The organism is Pseudomonas sp. W15Feb9B (assembly GCF_000828175.1).
Taxonomy (GTDB): Bacteria; Pseudomonadota; Gammaproteobacteria; order Pseudomonadales; family Pseudomonadaceae; genus Aquipseudomonas; species Aquipseudomonas parakoreensis.
Genome location: NZ_JTKF01000005.1, coordinates 227,655 through 242,891 on the forward strand (window position 1 = coordinate 227,655; position 15,237 = coordinate 242,891).

Here is a 15,237-nt window from a genome sequence, read left to right on the forward strand (position 1 = left end):
CGGCAATCCGGCGCCATGGGAAGGTGTAAACGCGCTTCAATTCACGGTGTGATCAGCGGATTGATCGAGGGCGCGTCTGTGCCGAGCGACCACCAGCGTGGCAACAGTTGCTGGATCCTGGGTTCGGCGAAGCGGTCATCGATCAGCATCACCACGCCGCGATCCTCACGCGTGCGGATCACCCGCCCGGCAGCCTGCACCACTTTCTGCACGCCCGGATACAGATAGGTGTAGTCGTAACCGGCACCGAAAATCGCCGCCATGCGCCGTTTCAACTGTTCGTTGACCGGGTTGAGCTGCGCCAGCCCCAGAGTCGCAATGAACGCGCCGATCAGCCGTGCCCCGGGCAGGTCGATGCCCTCGCCGAACGCACCGCCCAACACGGCGAAGCCGATACCCTGGCTGTCGGCGGTGAACTGATCGAGAAAGGCCTGCCGCTGCCCTTCGGCCATGCCCCGGGACTGCTGCCACAGATTGATCTGCGGATGGCGTTCGGCGAGCAGCGTCAGTACCTGTTGCAGGTAATCGAAGCTGCTGAAGAACGCCAGGTAATTGCCCGGGCGCTCGCTGAACTGGCGGGCGATCAGCTCGACGATCGGTTCCAGCGACGCCTGCCGATGATTGAAGCGCGTGGAAATGCGGCTGACGATCTGCACCTGCAGCTGTTCGGCGCTGAACGGCGATTCGACATCGATCCAGACCGTGTCGGCGGGCGTGCCGAGCAGATCGGCGTAATAGCGCCGCGGGCTAAGTGTCGCCGAGAACAGCACGCTGCTGCGCGCCGCTTTCAGGCGCGGGCCGAGGAACGCCGCCGGCACCACGTTGCGCAGGCACAGTTGCGACAGCGGTCGTTTACGCTCGAGGTCGCGCTTGCTGATGTCGAACAGGTAATGCTCGTCGAACAGCTCCGCGACCCGGCCAAACTGCAGCATGTCGAAATAGAAGGTTTGCAGCGCGCTGTCGAGCCCCTGCGGATGATCATTGAGGTAATCGCCAATGGCCGCGCTGCACAGGGACACGGCTTGCAGCAGTTTCTCCGGGGCTTTGTCATAGGCTTGATACGGCGCCAGCTGCGGCTGATGCAGCGCGTTCCACTCGCGGTTGACCCGTTGCAGGGATTTCTTCAAGGCTTCGGGGGCGGACTTGCGTACGCTGGCCAGCGCGGCCTGATCGAGACTGGCGCTGTACATCGAGCGCCCGCGTTCGACCAGGTTGTGCGCTTCATCGGCCAGCACCGCGACTTTCCACTGGTTGAGCTGAGCCAGACCGAACAGCAGCGCACTGAAATCGAAGTAATAGTTGTAGTCCGCTACCACCACGTCGGCCCAGCGCGCCATCTCCTGGCTCAGGTAATACGGGCAAACCGTGTGCTGACGGGCCACTTCGCGCATCGCCGCCTGATCGAGCAGATTGATCCGGCTGGCCGCTTGCCGGGCGGCGGGCAGGCGATCATAGAAGCCCTGGGCCAACGGGCAGGATTCGCCGTGACAGGCTTTGTCCGGGTGTTCGCAAGCCTTGTCCCGGGCGACCATCTCCAGCACCCGCAGCGGCAAATGTTGCGCTTGATCGAATAACACCTGACTGGCATCCAGCGCCAGTTTGCGCCCCGGGGTCTTCGCGGTCAGAAAAAACACCTTGTCCAGTTGCTGCGGCGCCAGCGCCTTGAGCAGAGGGAACAACGTGCCGAGGGTTTTGCCGATCCCGGTGGGTGCCTGGGCCATCAGACAACGGCCGGTGCTGACCGCCTTGAACACCGATTCGGCCAGATGCCGTTGGCCGGGGCGAAAGTCGGCATGGGGAAAGGCCAATTGCTGTGCGGCCAGGTTGCGCGCCTCGCGATGGGCCATTTCCTGCTCGGCCCAGTTCAGGAACAACCGGCATTGTTGTTCGAAAAACGCCTGCAAGACCGGCGCACTGAAGGACTCGACCAGACAGGTTTCCTTTTCGCTAACGATGTCGAAATACACCAGCGCCAGATTGATCTGCGCAAGCTCCAGCTTGCGGCACATCAGCCAGCCGTAGATTTTCGCCTGCGCCCAATGCAACTGGCGATGGTTGGCCGGTTGCTTGCTGAGGTCGCCGCGATAGGTTTTGACTTCTTCCAGGCAGTTCTGCGCCGGGTCGTAGCCGTCCGCCCTGCCCCTGACTTTCAATTGCAGAAACTCGCCTTCCAGCGCCACCTCGCTTTGGTATTTATCGCTGCGCCGTGAAGCCACGGTACGGTGCCCGAGCATGCCTTCGAGCGCTGTCGGCGAAGGGGTAAAACGCAGGTCGAGGTCGCCGGTCTTGGCGGTGAACTCGCACAGGGCGCGGACGGCAATGCTGTAGCTCAAGCGCTCTGCTCCGCCCATTGCACGTAGCACACGGCGACCGGCATCTGGTGTTGGTGGCAGAATTCCAGCCAGCGCAGCTGGTTGTCCTGCAGGCGGTCACCCGGGCCTTTGACTTCGATCATCCGGTAGGTCTTGTGCTGCGGCCAGAACTGGATCAGGTCGGGCATACCGGCGCGGTTGGCCTTGATGTCGAGCAGCAGGCGATTGAACCAGTGCTTGAGGTGCTGGGCAGGCAAGCACGCCAGCGCCTGCTCCAGCAGTTGCTCATTCAACGCGCCCCAGAACACGAACGGCGACTGCACGCCCCATTTGGCGACGAAGCGCTCACGAATGGTTGCGGCGTAACGGCCGTCGTCGAGCTGGTCGAGGCAGGCCTGGAACAGTTCGGCACGGCGTTGCTGAAAATCTTCATTGAGCAGATCCACCGGCCCGCGCTGAAAAGGATGAAAAAACGCCCCCGGCAGCGGCGCGAATATCGCCGGCCAGCACAGCAGGCCGAACAGCGAGTTGATCAGGCTGTTCTCGACGTAATGCACCGGGCCGCTGTCTTCGTGCAGATGCGCTTGCACATGGAACTCCACTGACAATCCCGGATCAGTGCGCGGCAGTTGCAGATCGAGGCGCTCGACCGGGCGTGGCGCTACCCGCTTGAGCGGCGGCCCGCCGAGTTTGCGCCGCAGCCGTGGCAACATCCGTTGCAGGCTCTGCTGTTCGGCGGCGCTTTTCGGCGCCTGTTCGGCAAGCGCCGCGAGCTCCAGCGCCAGTGCGTATTCGCCGCAGCGCTCCAGCACCCGGATCATTCGCTGACGGGCGCCGGGGTAGGCGCAATCGCGGTAAATGCTCAGCGCCAGGGCGAACTCAGTGATGCGTTCGCAATACTGGCCGATCTGAAACAACACCTTGCCGCGCCGCCGTTGCAGCCACGGGTTGTCGAATTGCAGTGCGCTGACCTGCTCGACAATGGCTTCCAACGGCTCACCCGCTTCAAAGCGTTGCTGGCACTGATGCAAGAACAGGCAGGCGTCGACGTCTTCGCGGCTGCGCAGGCCACGGGAGTCGGCGCAGAATTCGACTTTTTCGTAGGTAAAGATGCCGAGGTCGGCGAGGACGAATTCCGACCAGTCCTGGTACAGGTTGCCGAAGAACATCAGACGCAGACGGTCGCACAAGTCCATGATGGTCAGGCTGAGCAAGCGGTCGCCGAGCGTCGGCGCCCATTCGCAAAGGCTGCGCAATTCGCTGAATTGCCCGGCCAACACCGGCAGCCAGTCGTCCTTGCGCCCCTTGGGCTGTTCGATGAACTGGCCGAACGCCTGCAGCAGTTCAGCCTTTAGCAACACGTCGAACACCTCGGCCACGCTCAACAGAGCCTGATCGTCGAGCCAGCCGTGACTCAACAATGGCTGCGCAGCGTCGCTGATGTCGCCGATTTCCGGGTAATTGAGTTTGCCGAGGCGAAAATGCACGCCCTTGCGCATGACCATGCGCACCAGCAGCCCCTGCGAAACGCGCGGCAAGATCTTGAAGTCGCGGATGAAGCCATGCTCGGATTCGCTCATCACATCGGCATAGCGAAGCTCAAGCCAATCAAGCACTTGCCGGAAGTTGTTGAGGTAATAGAACGGATCGTCGAGTGGGTTGGCAGTCACGGGAATTCAGGGCCATGGCGAGCGAGTACTGGTTATGCGTACAGATACCAGCTCTGCCCGGTCGCGTGCAAACGGAAAAAGATCAATGGCAGCGGCAATCGGGATTTTTTCAGGGTGACATCGAACTTTTCTCGGTTCGATGGCACCAACCGCGTTAGAGACCGGATACGGTCAATTCATATGGAATGAGGTATTTGAGGTGGGTATGAATATCAAGACTCTGGGTCTTCCCCTGGCGGTAGCAGCCTTCCTGGCATTGGGCGGCTGCTCGACACCGACCGTGGTGACCTTGCAGAACGGCACCCAGTATTTGACCAAGGACATGCCGAAAACCAAGAACAAGGACGGATTCTATGAGTTCGAGGACATTTCCGGGACCAAGGTGAAGGTCCGCTCCGATGAGGTAGCGACCGTACGCAAGGAAGACTGACATCCCGCTTTACCTGTAGGAGCTGCCGCAGGCTGCGATCTTTTGATCTTGTTTTTAAGATCAAAGTCAAAAGATCGCAGCCTGCGGCAGCTCCTACAGGGAGAGCGTGATCTGTGTGGGTTATTCGAAAGCAGGCAAACCCACAAGGCTGTGATCACAGCTGAAATACTGCTCACCGCGCCGCGCCAGCTCGGCTTGCAGACGCCGGCAGCGCTCCAGATCCTGCTGGGTCATGCGGTCAATGCTCAGATTGCCAGTGGCCTGCTGTTGTTTGCCGTCACCCAGGCGAATGGTCACGAACGGCTGTTCGGGCTGGATCTGAAACAGGCTTTTCTCTTCGACCGGTTCGATTGCTTCCGTCTTCGCCGGTTTCGGCAGTTGATCGCTGCTGATGCCGTAACGGCTCAGAATCGAGGTTGGCGGCAGATCGGCCCAGGCATTGGCCGATAACAGCGCCAGTCCGACAAGTCCGACATACCCCTTGACCCTTCTCACGTGTGCATCTCCTGTACTCAATGGCGGCTGGCTATAGAACGTGTGGGCACGTGCTGGCTTTAGGCCGCTTTTGCTGTTTGCACAGCTTTTGAGTCAGGGTGTGGCTATCGAGTCACTTTTGATACCGAGTAATCCTTCAATCGCGGGCAAGCCCGCTCCCACAGGTTATAGGCCGTTCACAAAGCTTGTGAACACCGCAAAAACCTGTGGGAGCCGGGCTTGCCCGCGATGGCGTCCTTACAGGCGCCGCTTCAACCTCAGGCGATCACAATTCCATCGGCGCTGAGGCTATTCAGCGCCACTCCAACCAGCGTCACCGAGTCACCGCCAAACTTCAGCACCGTGTCCTGCCCCACCATCGAGGCATGCGCGCGGAAGTCATCATTGGGCAACACACCCTGTACGCCAAGGAACACCAGTTTGTCGTTGGCCGTAAAACCCACCACCCGATCCTGACCGAACGCGCCGTTGAACAGGAACGTATCCGCCCCGCCCCCGGACTCCATCAGGTCATTGCCGGCGCCACCGACAAACACGTCGTTACCCGTGCCACCAATCAAGTGGTCGTTACCGTCCAGGCCGAACAGCCAGTCACCGCCGGCATGCGCCTTGAGCGTATCGGCGCCACTGGTGCCTTTGACGCTGGACTCATACTGAGTGACGTTGCTGCCGACCTTCAAACCGCTGGCCGTGACGCTGTGGGTTACATCGTCCTTGAACAGCCCCCAGAGGAAGCCCGGCTCCTTGGTGACGATGCTGCCGATGTCACGGGTGATGCTGATCCCGCCGTTGCCGTCGCGGATGTACAGGTTGCCGGCGCCGTCGTTGGCAAAGTCGAACTTGCTCACCGACTGCTGCAAATCGAGGGTGTTGTTGCCGGCGCCACCGAGAATCACGTTGTAACCGCCAGCATCACGGAAAGTGTCGTTGCCGGCGCGCCCTTCGAGGTAGTCATTGCCGCTGCCGCCCTGGATCAGGTCGTTGCTGTCGCTGCCGATGATGAACGTGCTGCCCTTGTGGGTTTCGGCGTTGCGGTTCAGATCCTGTACCCAAGTGTTGGCCCGCGCCGGATCCGACAGGTTGGCGACGATGATCGTCGAGTCCTTGCTGGTCAGGTCATAAAACTTCGACTCGATGATCCGGTTCATGCCGTCGCCGTAAGCGGTCGGCAGGTGCGAGATCCAGGTCGGGATGTTGAGGATGGAGAACGGCAGCAGATTCCACGCGGTCGAGGCGTAGTGATCGTTGAAGCTGACGATGTTATCGGTGGCCGATTCCTTGGGCGCGTCGTGCACGCCGACCGAGGCGCCGGTGAAGGTCGAGCCGTCGAGGGCGCGGAACACCGGATCGTTTTCGTAACCGACGTTGAGCACCTTGTCGGTGCTGCTTTGGGTCGGCGAGGCGTAGGCGATATAGTTGGAATCGGCGAAGAACCCGCCCCACTTGCCGCCGCTGAGGTCAGCCATGCTGTTGACCGCCAGCCCGCCGAGGCTGTGGCCGCTGACCAGCACGTCCTTGCCGCTGAGGCCGTTGGCCTTGGCGAACGCCACCACGTCATTGAGCAGATTACCGAACGCTTCGCCAACGTAATTCTTGGCGTAGTCCTTGGGGCCGAAGGCTGCCAGCAGGTCGTTGATCACGTCACCGATCGAGTCGAGGATCAGATTTTCCCGCGGGCCGCTGGTGCCGCGAAAGGCAACGCCGATTTCCGTCAGATGGCCCTGAGCGTCGTACTTGCCGAGGATTTCCACTTGGGCGGTGGTGTAACCGGCCTTTTCGCCGAAAAAGGTTCCGCGGGCGTCGGTCTTGCCGTCGTAGCCCAGTTGCGAGGCGGTGATCGGAGTCCAGCCGGCCTTTTTCACGGCGTCCAGGGCGAGTTTTTCCGAGTCGGGGTTCCACGGAATACCGGGAATCACCCCTTGCGAATCGGTGCCACCGAGCAGCGCAGTCACCAATGTGGCCGGCAGGCCGAGACCGAAGCCGTTGTGCTGATAACCGGCGGCAAAGCCGTTATCGAGGTTGTGATAGGAATACAGCGTGATCGCCATGGCATCGCTGAACAACGCCTTGGAATCGGCTGTGCCGAAGTTCTTGTAGTCATACACACCCATTGCTATTGCCTCTCTTTTGTTGGAATTGTCAGAGATAGCTCACAGCCAGGGCGCCCCTCACGGGCACGCCCCGGAGCATTTTCACTACTTACACATCAAATCTGCGGGAGCGAGCTTGCTCGCGAAGAGGGAGTGTCAGCTGCCATTTGCTTGGCTGGCACACCGCTTTCGCGAGCAGGCTCGCTCCCACATTAGAGCTAGGCGAAGACGAACGCCGAGTCCGACAGGTTAGCCACTCCCACCCCGATCAGGGTCACGGCATACTCGCCAATCTTCAGCACCGTATCAGCGCCGGACTGGGCAACATGCTGCTTGTAGTCATAGCCCTGCCCCGCGCCTTCGACGCCCATGAACACCAGTTTGTCGCTGCCCTGGTAGCCATTGATCGCGTCGAAACCGAAGGCGCCGCTGAACAGGAAGGTGTTGTTGCCGCCCACCGCCGTCATCACGTCATTGCCGGCGCCGCCCACGAAGGTCACGTGGCCCTTGTCGCTGATCAGCTTGTCATCGCCACCCAGACCGAACAGCCAGTCACCGTCGGCGCTCGCGTGCAGCGCATTGCCGTACCCATCGCCGTTGAGCGAATGGGTGTACTGGGTCAGTTCGCTGCCATTGGTCAAACCCTTGGCCGTGACGCCCCAGGTGATGTCCTTGCTGCCCCACCACGACCCCGACTCCTTGCTCACCAATGAGCCGATGTCGCGGGTCATGCTGATGCCGCCGTAGGCGTCGCGCACATACAGCGTGCCGTCACCGTCGTTGGCGAAGCTGAAGTTCTGCAGCGGCTTCTGCAACTCGAACGTGTTGTGACCCTGGCCACCGAGCAGAATGTTAAAGCCACCGTCATCGCGGAACCGGTCATCACCGCCCAGGCCTTCGAGGAAGTCGTTACCGGCCCCGCCCTTCAGCCAGTCGCCGCTCTGGGTACCGATGATGAAAGTGCTGCCGGTGTGCGGCTCGCCGCTGCGCCCCAGATCCTCGACCCAGGTCTTGCCCCGGGACGATTCCTCAAGGTTGGAGACGATGAGGGTCGAGTCCTTGTGCGTCAGGTTGTAGAACTTCGAGTCGATTACCCGGTTCAAGCCATCGGCATACCCCAACGAGCCGTGGGCCGACCAGCTCAGCGGATTGACGATGCTGAACGGCACCAGGTTCTGCGCGGTGGACGCGTAATAGTCATTGAAGTTGACGATGTTGTCGGTGGTCGACTCATGCGGCCCGTCGTGCTTGCCCAGCGACCCGCTGCTGAACGTGGTGCCGTCCAGTGCGCGGAACACCGGATCGTTTTCGTAACCGATGTTCAACACGTTATTGCCGGTGCTGCTCTGGGTCGGTGAAGCGAACGCGATGTAGTTGGCGTCCTTGAAGGATCCGCCCCAGTTGCTGGCGCTCAACTCGGCCACGCTGTTGACCCCGAGGCCACCGAGGCTGTGACCGCTGAACAGCACGTCCTTGGCGGCAATGCCGTTGGCGATGGCAAACGCGGCGACGGCCTTGAGCAGATTGTCGAAGGCATTTTTCGCGTAGTTGCTCGCGTAATCCGATGGGCCGATGGCGGCGAGCAAATTGTTCTTCATGTCGCCGAAGGTGTCGCTGTAACCCAGCCCGCCAGTGCCGCGAAAGGCCACGCCGAGGCCGATCAATTTGCCGCCGGCGTCGTACTTGCCAAGCACTTCGGCCTCGGCGCTGGTGAAGCCGTCCTTCTCGCCGAAGAACGTGCCTTGCGCGCCGACCTTGCCCTGATACCCCAGTGCCGTGGCGCTGAGCGGTTTCCAGGCGGTCGCCGGCAAAGGCTGGCCGGTGGGCGTGTAGGCATACAGCGTCAGGGCGATGGCATCGCTGTACAACGCTTTGCCATCGGCATTTTTGTAATCGAACAATCCCATGTTGTGCTCTCTCTTCCTTCAAAACCGGCAGCCCGCAAGGGACTGCCGGCACGCGTTTAGAACTGCCAGTCGAGGGTCAGACCCACACCGTGGTCTTTCTCGTTGTTACCGATCAGTCCGTTGTAGTCCAGGTTGACCCGGACATCGCGATTGAGCGCCAGCCCGGCACGGACGCCGACCACGGCCGCATCACGATCCATCGACACACTCTGCACAGTGAACGCGCTGTTGCCATTGGCGAAGGTCAAGTGGCTGTCAGCATCGACACTGCTCAGGTTGTGCTGCCAGCCGAGGGTCGCGCCCAGTTCCAGCTGATGCTTGTCCGACAGCGCGAAGCTGCGCTTGGCACGCACACCAAGGGTCGACAGCACCACATCGCGGTTGTCTTCACCGCCCTTGAGCGCCGCGGCATCACCCTTTTCGGTGAAGCTCTCGGTGTTCAAGTGCACGTACGACAGGTTGGCGAACGGCTCCAGATTCATCGGTTGCAGACGCAGATCGTAAGCCGCTTCGGTGAACACCTGAGTGGTCGCCGCATCGTGCTTGGTTTTCTCTTTGCCATTGACGCCCGCGAACTGCAGATCACGCTTCACGTCCACGCGGTGCCAGCTATACGCCGCACCGGCGGTCAGACGCAGCGCATCAATCTGATGCCCCAGGTACGCACCCAGCTGGTAGCTGTCGACCGAGGCCGACGAATGCGTGCCACTGCCCATGTTCAACGAACTGTCGCTATAACCGGTAACGAAACCCAGACGCGTATCTTCAGCAATCAAACCGTCGACACCGGCCAGCAGCCCGCCAATGGAGCTGTTGGAGTCGGCGTTTTCATGGCCGCCATCGCTCTTGCCCCACGAACCCAGTACCTTGACCCAGGCGTTGCTGCGCTCGTCAGTCGGTGCGTCGGCATTGAACAGATCACGCTCACGCAGACGCTCGCCCACCGCTTCACGCAGGTAGCGGCTGTCGTTGATCAGCATCGTACCGATGGCCGGGTGAATTTCGCCGGACAGTTGCTGGAAGGCTTGTTGCGCCGAGGCCGCATTCGGCGACAGCAGCAGGGTTTCGAACAGCGCATTGCCCGCGCCCAGCCCCTCGGCAGCCGCGCCAACCGCACGCTGGTTCGGCGTCAGGCCGACACTGGCGAACGACGCGCCGTTGCGCCCGACGTCGAGTTGCACGCCGTTTGCCGAGTACGCCAGAGTGCCGCCGAGGAACGCGTAGTTCGGCAGCACTTGCCCGAACTGGCCTTGGATGCCACCGGCCGCTTGCAGGATGTTGAACTGCGAACCCAGCAGGCTCTTCACTTCAGTCGTCGTCAGCAAGGTCGGGCTGTTTTCCAGCGACAGACTGACCGTGGCGCCATCAATCACCGCTTTGCCACCAGCAACGATCTTGTCGCTGCTGGTCGGCGAGACTTCCACCGCGTAGGTCGAACCGCGCTCGAAGGTCACGTCACCGGCGACGTTCAGCGTGCCGATCGAGTTGCCCGGGGCGACGGTACCGCCGCTTTTCGCGGTCAGTGCACCGATGCGGCCGTTACCGCCGAGGATGCCGCTGTCGTTGACCGTGACCGCCGAAGCCAGCGAGCCATTGATCGCCAGACGCCCCTGATTGACCAGAGTCGGGCCGCTGTAGGTGTTGTTGCCGGTCAGCACCAGCGTGCCGATGCCCTGCTTGGTCAGGCCGCCGTGACCGGAAATGTCGTTGCGCCAGGTGTCGAGGCCGCAAGTGATGTCGGTGCACAGGCGCTCGGTCGGTTTGCCCTGGTCGATGATCGCGCCGATGCCCGGCAAGTCCGCGACAAACTGCCCGGAACCGTAGGCCCCCTGAATGCGGAACTCTTCCGGGATGTCCTGCTCGGTGACGAACATCGCCGGGCCATCAATGCCCTTACGCAGGTTGATCATGCCCCAGCCGTACAAGGCGTCGATGCCCGGTGCGCCGAGGTCGGTGGCGGTGGTACGCAGCACCGTGGCGACCTGGTCACCCGTCATGTACGGGAAGCGCTCCATCAACACCGCCATCGAGCCGGCCACGTGCGGCGCCGCCATCGAGGTGCCGTTGTAGTTTTTGTAGCCGGTGGTCAGGTTGTCGGCATTGGTGCCTTCGATGATCGAGCTGAAGATCTTCGTGCCCGGTGCCGAAACGCAGAAGCTCGCGGTGTAACCGCAACGCGAAGAGAACGTACTCATGATGTACGGGTTAGCGCTGGCCAGATCCGGGTTCTTCTGCAATGCGGCGACGGTGATCCAGTTCGGCGCGATGTCCGGCACGAAGTAACCGAGGCCGGCGATGGCGTCCGGGTTGTTCAGGTTGTAATCGTTACCGGCAGCGAAGATCGTCACGATGCCGCTGCGGGCGGCGGCAATCGCGCCGTCGTAGGCGCCGCCGGGCTTGGTGCCGAGCAGTGTGCGGATTTCGTTGAATTGCACTTGCGCATCGTTGACGGTGAAGTGTGGATACGCCGGGTCGCGGCCGCCGAGGTCGAAACGGTCAGTGATACCGATGCCCCAGCTGTTGTTGATGATCCGCGCGCCACTGGCGATCAGCGCATCCCAGCCGGCCTTGTACACCGCGCCGTCGTTGCCACGGACGATGCCGTCTTCCGGGCCCGGGTCGCCGTTGTCGGCGCTGATGATCTGCGCACCGAACGCCACGCCGTGCATCGGCCCGCCGTCACGGCTGCCGGCGGCAATACCACCGACGTGAGTACCGTGGGCGCCGAGCTTGCCGTCGGAACCGACCGAGGGCGAACCGTCATAGCGGAACGCGTCCCCGGCTTTGACCGGAATGTAAGGGTCGGTGTATTCGCGGATCCCGCTGGTGACCAGGGTCACGACTTTGTTGGGGCCGGAGAACTCCGGATGCGCGGCGTACACCGGCTGGTCAAAGATCCCAAGTTTGACGCCTTTGCCGGTGTAGCCGGCAGCGTAAGCGGAATCCGCCCCGATGGCGCCCAGGCCCCACTCCGCCTGGAACTCGGCGCTGCGCCAACTGGCGGGATCACCGCTGCGGCCGTTTTCCACGTAAGGCGCCGCGTGCGCGGTGCCCCAGGTGGTCAGCGCACAAATCACGGCGCAATTGAGGGTTTTCATGGCGAAGCGACCGCCCGTTTGCGCGGGGGTATTGTTGTTATTCATCCAGCGACCTTCCTTAGTGTTGTTGCGAAAAATCCGTCTACTTCAATCTCATGAATGCTGCTTTGTGTGGCGAGGGAGCTTGCTCCCGCTGGGGCGCGAAGCGGCCCCCTGCATTCTTCCAGTCGAACCGCGCTTGGCGGATTTACGACTGCTGCGCAGCCGAGCGGGAGCAAGCTCCCTCGCCACAGGTATATGCTCCTACAGGGAGACGTGTACACCGTCCGTCAAAAATGCCAGTTCAGGCTCAACCCCACGCCGTGGCTCTTCTCGCGGTTGGCCAGTTGTCCGTTGTAATCGAGGTTGACCCGTACGTCCTTGCTTAACGCCAGGCTGGCTTGCACGCCGACCAGCGCCGCATCGCGCACCAGAGCCGAACTCTCGACCGAGTACGGTGCGCTACCGCCGGCGAAACGCAGATGCTGTTCGGCGTCAATGTCACTCAAGCTGTGTTGCCAGCCGAGACGACCACTGACATCCAGCGACTGTTGAGTCGACAGATTGAAGCGCTTGACCGCCCGCACACCGAGGGTGCTGAGCACTGCGTCGCGCTGATCGCCCGAGCTTTTCAGTGCCGCGGCGTCGCCCTTTTCGGTAAAGCCTTCAGTGTTCAGATGCACGTAAGCGAGGTTGGCGAACGGCTCCAGCGCGACCGGTTGCATGTTCAGGCGATAAGCCGCTTCAGCGAAAACCTGCGTGGTGGCCGCATCGACCTTGGCTTTCTGTTTGGCGCTGACGTCGCCGTATTGCAGATCGCGTTTCACATCGGCGCGATGCCAGCTGTACGCCGCGCCGGTGCTCAGGCGCCAGGCGCCGATGTCGTGACCGGCGTAAGCGCCGAGGTGATAGCTGTCGACCTTGGCCGACGAGTGTGTGTCCGAGCCCATGTTCAACGAGCTGTCGCTGTATCCGGTGACCAGACCGATACGCGTCTGCTCGTCCAGCGCGCCGTCAACACCGGCCAGCAAGCCGCCGATCGAGGTGCTGTAGCGCGAAGTGTCGTTACCGGCGTCGGTCGAACCCCAGGCGCCAAGGGCCTTGATCCAGCCATTGCTTGGCGTGGTGTTGGCATCGTGCAGACGTTCGCCGACCGCGTCGCGCAACTGGCGGCTGTCATTGATCAGCATCGAGCCCAGTGCCGGGTAGATTTCCCCGCTGAGTTGCTGGAACGCCTGTTGCGCCGAAGCGGCAGACGCTGACAGCAGCAAGCTTTCGTACACCGAGTTGCCGGCGCCCAAACCTTCGACTGCAGTCGCCACCGCACGCTGATTCGGGGTCTGCCCGACGCTGGCGAACGAGGTCGCATTGCGCTGGATGTCGAGCTGAATGGCGTTGGCCGCGTAGTCGAGGTTGCCGCCGATAAACAGGTAATCCGGCAGCACCGCGCCGAACTGGCCCTGAATACCACCGGCCGCTTGCAAAATGTCGTACGAATGGCCGAGCAGGCTGCGGGTTTCAGTGGTGCTGAGCAGGGTCGGGCTGTTTTCCAGCGACAGGCTGACCGTGGCACCGCTGATGCTCGCGCTGCCGCCGGCAACGATGCGGTCGCTGCTGGTCGGTGACAGCTCGACCGCGTAGGTCGAGCCTGGGGCGAAGGTCACGTCACCGGCCACGTTCAACGTGCCGATGGAGTTGCCCGGCGCCACGCGGCCGCCGCTGTTGGCGTTCAACGAGGCGATCCGACCCGAACCGCCGAGGGTGCCGCTGTCGTTGACGGTCACCGCCGAGGCCAGCGAGCCGTTGACGCTGAGCAAGCCGCCATTGACCGTGGTCGGACCACGGAAGGTGTTGTCACCGGTCAGCAACAAGCGCCCTGCCCCGGACTTGATCAGGCTGCCCTGATAGACCCGCCTGGCCGCTGCGGCATCACGCGCCATACCGACCGCGTAGTCGGTCTGATCCTGCTGACTGGCGCCGGCCGGAATACCGTTTTGCCAGCCTTTGTCCTGCAGGGTTTGCTGCCAGGCGCGGTGTTCGGCGAGGTCTTCGCTTTGCCGCTGAATCAGGGCCTTATCGGAGATGTCATTGCTCCAGACATCGCTTTGTCCGGCGGCCAGGTTGGCATCGAACGCGCCGAGCAGTTGCCCCGGCCCGCGCATCGCCCGATCGAGGTTGGCCACGCCCCAGCCGACCCGCTCGGTCGGCGCATCGGTGACCGACCCGTCGAGTTGCGTGGCGGTGGTCAGCAGCACGTCGAGCGCCTGCTGGTTGTTCATGTACGGATAACGTTCCATCACCAGCGCCAAGGCCCCGGTGGCGTGCGGCGCGGCCATCGAAGTGCCGGACTTGATCGCATAACCGCCGCCCGGAATGGTGCTGTCGATCTTCGCCCCCGGCGTAGTGATGCACCAGTATTTGGCGATGCCGCACTGGTTGTACTTCTGCTGATTGCTTTGGTCCAGCCCGGACACCGCCAGCCAGTGGCCTTCCAGATCCGGCTGAAAGTACGGCAACGCCGAGCGCACGCTGGCGTTCGGGTAGCCGCTGTTGCCGGCGCTGAACACGTTGATCACGCCACGGCGCGAGACATCCGCCGCCGCGTCGAGCCAAGTGCCCTGATTCCAGTGCTGAGCGTATGCGGCGTGCAGATCGGCCAAAGTGCGGTAGCTGACATCCGGCGGCTGGCTGCCCCAACTGTTGTTGATCGCACGTACGCCGGCGGCGGCCAGCGCGTCATACGCGGCTTTGAAATAGCGCGGGTCGGGTTTGGGGCCGAAGAGAAAACTGTCGTTGTTGTTGGTGTTGCCGACGTAGATCTGCGCGTTGTACGCCACGCCGTGCATGCCGGTGCCGTCACGGCTGGCGCCCATGGTGCCGACCACGTGGGTGCCGTGGGAGTCGTTGTTGGAGTTGAGGGTGCCATTGACGCTGAACAGCGAACCGTCGACGTAACTGCCGGACGCCAGCACCGGGTGGTAGCGGTCGCTGGCGAACTCAGGGTGGGCGGCATCGAAGCCGGAGTCGAGGGCGCCGATCTTCACGCCTTTGCCGGTGATACCGGCGGCGTAAGCCTGATCGGCCTGCATCCGCGCCAGGCCCCAGTCGCGCTGGAATTCGGCGCTGCGCCAACTGGCGGGATCGCCGGGCTTGCCGGATTCAAGGTACTGCGCATGGGCTTGCGCGATGGAAACTGCGAGCAACAGGGTGCCGACCGCTGCCGGCTTGATGCGTACGTCCATGTTCACCACTCACT

8 protein-coding genes are annotated in these 15,237 nt (G+C 62.2%); 1 reads left to right on the forward strand and 7 read right to left on the reverse strand.

Annotated features, from left to right (window positions below; genetic code table 11):
* Window positions 1-41 precede the first annotated feature (41 nt).
* Together OC71_RS03340 and OC71_RS03345 are read right to left on the reverse strand one after the other, a co-directional pair.
* The gene (locus OC71_RS03340) at window positions 42-2,333 is read right to left on the reverse strand and encodes an ATP-dependent DNA helicase (RefSeq protein ID WP_041064143.1); all 2,292 of its coding nucleotides are present in this window, start codon (window positions 2,331-2,333) and stop codon (window positions 42-44) included.
* Window positions 2,330-3,982: a VRR-NUC domain-containing protein gene (locus tag OC71_RS03345; RefSeq protein ID WP_041064146.1), complete on the reverse strand. Its 1,653-nt coding sequence runs from the start codon at window positions 3,980-3,982 to the stop codon at window positions 2,330-2,332. The genes OC71_RS03340 and OC71_RS03345 overlap by 4 nt, the downstream gene beginning before the upstream one ends.
* A 205-nt stretch (window positions 3,983-4,187) precedes the next feature.
* Between OC71_RS03345 and OC71_RS03350 the strand changes: the two genes are divergently transcribed.
* A complete protein-coding gene (locus tag OC71_RS03350) occupies window positions 4,188-4,412 on the forward strand; it encodes a YgdI/YgdR family lipoprotein (protein WP_041064149.1) in 225 nt (74 codons plus the stop codon).
* 120 nt (window positions 4,413-4,532) lie between these two features.
* Here OC71_RS03350 and OC71_RS03355 read toward each other — a convergent pair whose 3' ends face one another.
* The 5 genes from OC71_RS03355 to OC71_RS03375 all read right to left on the reverse strand — a co-directional run bounded on the left by OC71_RS03355 (window position 4,533) and on the right by OC71_RS03375 (window position 15,223).
* A complete protein-coding gene (locus tag OC71_RS03355; protein ID WP_041064152.1) occupies window positions 4,533-4,907 on the reverse strand; it encodes a hypothetical protein in 375 nt (124 codons plus the stop codon).
* A gap of 257 nt (window positions 4,908-5,164) precedes the next feature.
* Window positions 5,165-7,018, reverse strand: coding sequence for a polyurethanase (locus OC71_RS03360; RefSeq protein WP_041064155.1), 1,854 nt, complete (start codon window positions 7,016-7,018; stop codon window positions 5,165-5,167).
* A gap of 197 nt (window positions 7,019-7,215) precedes the next feature.
* On the reverse strand, window positions 7,216-8,904 hold the full coding sequence (locus OC71_RS03365) for a polyurethanase (RefSeq protein ID WP_041064159.1): 1,689 nt from the start codon (window positions 8,902-8,904) through the stop codon (window positions 7,216-7,218).
* Between the two features lie 56 nt (window positions 8,905-8,960).
* The gene (locus OC71_RS03370; RefSeq protein WP_041064161.1) at window positions 8,961-12,047 is read right to left on the reverse strand and encodes an autotransporter serine protease; all 3,087 of its coding nucleotides are present in this window, start codon (window positions 12,045-12,047) and stop codon (window positions 8,961-8,963) included.
* Between the two features lie 224 nt (window positions 12,048-12,271).
* On the reverse strand, window positions 12,272-15,223 hold the full coding sequence (locus OC71_RS03375; protein WP_041064164.1) for an autotransporter serine protease: 2,952 nt from the start codon (window positions 15,221-15,223) through the stop codon (window positions 12,272-12,274).
* Window positions 15,224-15,237 lie beyond the last annotated feature (14 nt).